The 4,239-nt window shown below is 51.3% G+C and carries 6 protein-coding genes; 3 read left to right on the top strand and 3 right to left on the bottom strand.

Translation table 11 applies throughout. From position 1 onward, the window contains the following. A partial coding sequence (locus tag F7B33_RS04805; protein WP_297073470.1) for a secondary thiamine-phosphate synthase enzyme YjbQ occupies window positions 1-410 on the bottom strand: 410 nt, incomplete at its 3' end. Next, window positions 410-1,294, bottom strand: coding sequence for a thiamine-phosphate synthase family protein (locus tag F7B33_RS04800; protein ID WP_297073468.1), 885 nt, complete (start codon window positions 1,292-1,294; stop codon window positions 410-412). The genes F7B33_RS04800 and F7B33_RS04805, both read right to left, overlap by 1 nt. A gap of 115 nt (window positions 1,295-1,409) precedes the next feature. Between F7B33_RS04800 and pyrB the strand changes: the two genes are divergently transcribed. Both pyrB and pyrI read left to right on the top strand, forming a co-directional pair. Next, on the top strand, window positions 1,410-2,336 hold the full coding sequence (gene pyrB / locus F7B33_RS04795; protein ID WP_297064292.1) for an aspartate carbamoyltransferase: 927 nt from the start codon (window positions 1,410-1,412) through the stop codon (window positions 2,334-2,336). Next, window positions 2,337-2,792: an aspartate carbamoyltransferase regulatory subunit gene (gene pyrI, locus F7B33_RS04790; RefSeq protein WP_297073465.1), complete on the top strand. Its 456-nt coding sequence runs from the start codon at window positions 2,337-2,339 to the stop codon at window positions 2,790-2,792. It begins immediately after the preceding gene. Between the two features lie 47 nt (window positions 2,793-2,839). Here the strand turns inward: pyrI and F7B33_RS04785 are convergent, their stop codons facing one another. Beyond that, window positions 2,840-3,445 (bottom strand): ECF transporter S component, encoded by a 606-nt coding sequence (locus tag F7B33_RS04785; protein ID WP_297064287.1) that lies wholly within the window; start codon window positions 3,443-3,445, stop codon window positions 2,840-2,842. Window positions 3,446-3,539: 94 nt separating this feature from the next. Between F7B33_RS04785 and F7B33_RS04780 the strand changes: the two genes are divergently transcribed. Next, the coding region (locus F7B33_RS04780; protein WP_297073462.1) for a hypothetical protein at window positions 3,540-4,239 on the top strand (700 nt) is incomplete at its 3' end.

Here is a 4,239-nt window from a genome sequence, read left to right as displayed (position 1 = left end):
TCCCCAACAACCTGCACGATGACCCTCCTGTGCCTCGGCCTTACGTCGAGCTCAACGAAGAAAATCTGCTGCCATGTTCCTCTTATGAGCTTTCCATCAACGACGGGAAAGCACTCGCTAGCTCCGAGGAGTGTAGCTCGGAGATGGCTGTGGGCGTTATCGTCTATCCTGTCGTGGAGATAGCCCCTTCCTCTTGGGATGAGCTCCCTCACGGTCCGCTTAAAGTCCTCTAAAAGGCCGGACTCGTGCTCTATCGTAACTATAGCGCCAGTTGCCCCCGGAACGAAGACGAGAACATGGCCGTTCTTTATTCCACTCTCCTCAACGACCCGCTCAACTTCCGCCGTTATGTCCACGAGGTCAATCTCACCCCGGGTTGAGAAGCGGAGCTCCTTGGTAAAAACGGCCATCACACCACCTCCAGCAGGGTCTTTACCTTTTTCACAACATCAAAGGGGTTCCTGCCGAAGACGTAAACGAGAGGTTCAACTCCTTCCCCACCCCAGTCGAGGACGAAATCTGGCGATGACTTTTCAAAGATGTTCGCTATCTCCTTAACTGCGTCTTCATCGCTTAAACCGCCGGTCCTAGTCTCGGCGTATTCAAATCCCAATCTCTTTACCGCTCTGGCAATCCTCTCGTTGAGTTTGACGTTCATGACGCTCCTGATTTCTGGGTTTCTATCTGCGACGGCCAAAATCAACAAGGCGGTAAATTTGCTTGCCCCCGGCTCGGGGGGAAGAGCATAAGGTCTGCCCTTTACTAGGGTTATCCTCCCCGGAATCGCGATTACGTCTGAGGGGCTCTTGGCCCCGGGCGGGGCATAGGCAAGGTTACTCCTCACCTCCGGAATGAGTTCTGGCAGTCTGGAGAGTGACAAGAGCTCCCGAAGGGCGAGTTTCATATCCTCTACTGCAGTTGAGTGGCCGAAAACGAAGAGAGACCTGCAGGTCTCTTCGCTTACCCCGGCATATTTGGCGTAGTGTTTGCACAACTTTCCTGACGAGAATAGTTCGAAAAGCCTCCTCGATGTGAATGCTATGATTTCGTCTTTTGACGCTCCAGTGAGTATTAGGCTTGCTATCTCTTCGGCGATTGAATCTAGAAGACCTGCAACATCTCCCGGGGGTCTCCTGTAGTTGCCCCCGAGATATTTACTAACCATTGCCTGAGTTATGCCGAGGTACTTGGCTATCCTCGACTGTCTAAGGCCCCCACGGTAAAGAATTTCGGCTATTTTCGCGCGGAGGTACGGCATGAGCTCCTCGGCGATGTAAACGCTCGGCGTCTTCATACCATCACCCTAAAACCGAGTTATTAAACCCGCGGGGATTTAAATCGTTATTGTCCACAAGTTGATGTCAAAAAACGTTTAAAAACCCATCGTTTTTTACATGGGAAGGGCTCTTATGGGGTGGAAAGGACGCGATGTGATAAGCATAAGGGACTTCTCGAAGGAAGATATCGAGTTCGTTTTGAAAGTTGCCGAAAGGCTTGAAGAGGGGCTCAACGAGAAGGGCTCGCTCGACTACGCCCGCGGGAAAATTCTGGCGACCCTTTTCTTCGAGCCGTCGACGAGAACGCGCCTGAGCTTTGAATCGGCGATGCACAGACTCGGTGGTTCCGTCATAGGGTTCTCCTCTGCATCGAGCACGAGCGTCAAGAAGGGTGAAAGTTTGGCTGACACGATAAAGACGGTAGAGCAGTACAGCGACGTCATCGTAATAAGGCACCCCATGGAGGGTGCCGCGAGACTTGCCGCTGAAGTTGCGGAAGTCCCGGTCATAAACGCCGGCGACGGGAGTAACCAACATCCGACTCAGACTTTGCTGGACCTCTACACGATAAAGAGAGCTTTCGGGAGTATTGATGGATTAACAATCGGCCTGCTCGGTGATTTAAAGTACGGAAGGACCGTCCACAGCTTGGCGGAGGCTCTAGCTTTCTACGACGTCGAGCTCTACCTGATTTCCCCCGAGCTTTTGAGGATGCCGAAGCACATCGTTGAGGAGCTCCGCGAGAAGGGCCTCGAGGTGCACGAGACTACCGACTTGGAGGAGGTAATTCCCGAATTAGACCTCCTCTACGTCACGAGAATTCAGCGCGAAAGGTTTCCGGACGAGGAGGAGTACCTTAAGGTGAAGGGAAGCTACCAGGTAAACTTATCAATCCTCAAGAACGCCAAGGAGAGTCTTAGGGTAATGCACCCGCTACCGCGGGTTGACGAGATTCACCCGGAGGTAGATAAGAGCAAACACGCGCTCTACTTCCGCCAAGTGTTCTCAGGTGTTCCGGTGAGGATGGCCCTTCTCGGATTAACGCTGGGGGTGCTCTGAATGCCAGAGCTTAAGGTTGAAGTAATCCCTGAGGGAACTGTGATAGACCACATCCCCGCTGGGAAGTGGTTGAAGGTGATAGAGATTCTCGGATTAACAAGGCCCAACGGCGGAACCCTGCTTATAGCCTCCAACGTCCCGAGCAAGAAGCTCGGAAGGAAGGACATCGTTAAGATCGAGGGTCGCTATCTCAGCGAGGAGGAAGTCAATAAAATCGCGCTAATAGCGCCTTTGGCTACCGTCAACATCGTGAAGGACTACAAAATCGTTGAGAAGTTCAAAGTGGAGATTCCCGATAAGATAGTCGGAATCCTGAGGTGCCCCAACCCAAACTGTGTTAGCAATCACGAGCACGTTACCCCGAAGTTCAGGGTCGAGAGCAGAGAACCACTTAAGCTCCGCTGTCACTACTGCGAAAGAACGATTGAGGGGGACGATATACTTGGGAACCTTTAGTTTAATTTTTAGTTAGGGTTTTAGTTAGGGAAAAAGTTCAAAGAAGCTCAGTCCCTCAATGGGGAGCCCTCAAACCCGATGTGCGGGAGTCTCTTGAGAACTGGAACGGCGACTGCCAAGCTCAGGAAAACGTCTATAACGCTCTGTATTGCGTTTGGGAGCCCTATTGCAACCCAGAACGGAACGTGGGTCCACTTTTCAACTACTGGGATTACCTGCTCCCTTGGCAGTCCAAGCCATATGGGGAGGGCAACGTAGTAGTTCAGGAGGAGCATTAGGGGTATTCTAATGGCCACGCCAATGACGTAGGCAATTGTTCCATAAAGCAGAAGCCTTCTGTGGTTCCTGATATCAAAGCCAACGGTCTTCCTTGCGACTTCAAGCCCTATAAGAACCCCAAACGTGGCTATTGTTTTCATCATGGCCCCGAGCCAGCTGGCCGATGAAACGACGCTGAGACCGAGGAAGAGAAGTCCGAGCGCAAAAACCCCACCCCAGAATCCGAGGAGGAAGTAAACGAGTATTATCGGAACCGCAACGACGTCAATTTTCATGCCCCATACCGTTGGAAAATCAAGGGGAGCAACGTCCAGAAGGAGAGCGAGTCCCAGCATTACGCCTGAGATGGCTATTTCCTTCGCTCCGATTTTCATCGCCACCACCGGCGAGAGTTTGTTCCATAATTTTAAAATTTTTGTTCCTATTATGGAACAATCTTCTTAAAAGCACACTTGGGAAGTTCTCCCGATGTTCACGGCAGAGAGAATAGCGGAACTCGTAAGGGTGATACGTAAAGAACACGGGCTTCCAGAGAGCCCCTTTAAGATAGATGAAGTCCGCTATGAGCCCGAAGGGGATAAACTCTTCATAATAACCCACGACAGAACTGACAAAAGCGTGGTTATAGGCAATAGCCTCGCCATAGGAAAACTCAGGGAGAGGCTCGGCGTAAAGCAAGTTACCGTTTACTCAAACCTCGACCTGGAGATAAAGCGGGAAAAACTTGAGGAGGCAGAAAAGCTCGTCGAGGGGACTGAACTTGAGTTTCTGCTCCCGATTATTGATGCCGAGAAAAGGTTTCCACCCCGGAAGTGGCCGGAAGTCAAGGGAAACATTAGAACACTCGTATTTCTAAGTTTCAACGCGAAACCACTTCTAGGATTTTCTGAAAGGCTCAAACTGCCCCATGAAGCGGTCGGGCTGAGGTATACCTTCCCAAGGCTGAAGTACGAGCCGATTGAAGGAAAATTGAGGGAGCTTTTTTACCCTGACGAAGCAAAGCTCGCCTGGATTGCTGGGGAGAAAAACATGGAACTCGTCCTTGCGGATTTCCCCTTTCCCTTCAAAAAGAGGGGAGGAGTTCACCTCCTCAACCCCTTCAGGCTTCTCCACATAGGTTTCTTCGAGCTGAAATACCTCTTTGGCTTTGAGTTCCCGACGATGGTCG

The sequence above is a fragment of the Thermococcus sp. genome, assembly GCF_015523185.1.
In the GTDB taxonomy this organism is placed as follows: domain Archaea; phylum Methanobacteriota_B; class Thermococci; order Thermococcales; family Thermococcaceae; genus Thermococcus.
This window is presented reverse-complemented; position numbering and strand designations above follow the sequence as displayed.